An 822-nucleotide genomic window follows, 5' to 3' on the forward strand; every position below is an offset into this window, starting at 1 on the left:
TGCCACCAGCATTCGCCAGGCCATGCGCTGGGCGCGGGACGAACGGCGTCTGAGCCAGGCCTGCCAGGCTGTGCTGGAATTCATGCAGCGACACCCGATTGCCGCCACCTGGGGGCGGTCCGATTTGGCATCTTCTGACATGATGAGCATGGAGACCACCAAACGGGTGTGGCAAGCCCGGCTTGATCCTCGGCGCAACACACCTTCCATTGGAATCTACTCCCATGTAAAAGACCGGTGGGGCATCTTCCATGCGCAGCCCTTTGTGCTCAATGAGCGCCAGGCGGGCGTGGCCATTGAAGGTGTCATCCGCCAAGAAAAGCTGGAGACCAGCCAGCTTGCTGTGGATACCCATGGCTACACCGACTTTGCCATGTCACATGCCCGTTTGCTTGGTTTTGATCTTTGCCCGCGGTTGAAGGAACTCAAACAGCGCCACCTCTTTGTGCCACGCGGCACCAAAGTGCCCGCAGAAATCGCTGCGGTGTGCGAAGCCAATGTCGACGTCGCTTTGATCGAAAAGCATTGGGATAGTCTGGTGCACCTGGCAGCCTCGGTCATGAGCGGACATGCCAGTGCGGTGGCAGCTCTTGCGCGGTTCGGTTCTGCCGCCCAGGGCGATCCAATCTATGAGGCTGGCGTGCAATTGGGGCGGTTGCTGCGTACGGCGTTTTTGGCTGACTACTTTGTCAAGGACGCTTTCAGGAACGAGTTGCGCCGGGTGCTCAATCGGGGCGAGGCTGTTAACGCCCTCAAGCGCGCCATTTATACCGGCCGGATCAGCCCGGCGCAGGCCAAACGTGTCGATGAAATGCAGGCTGT

1 protein-coding gene is annotated in these 822 nt (G+C 59.6%); it reads left to right on the plus strand.

All coding sequences use genetic code 11. The features are described from left to right. Positions 1–822, plus strand: an 822-nt coding sequence (locus tag AC1Q5S_RS22325; protein WP_492239465.1) for a Tn3 family transposase, incomplete at both ends; no start/stop codon positions are given.

This window comes from Acidovorax sp. GW835-FHT14B10 (assembly GCF_058793725.1).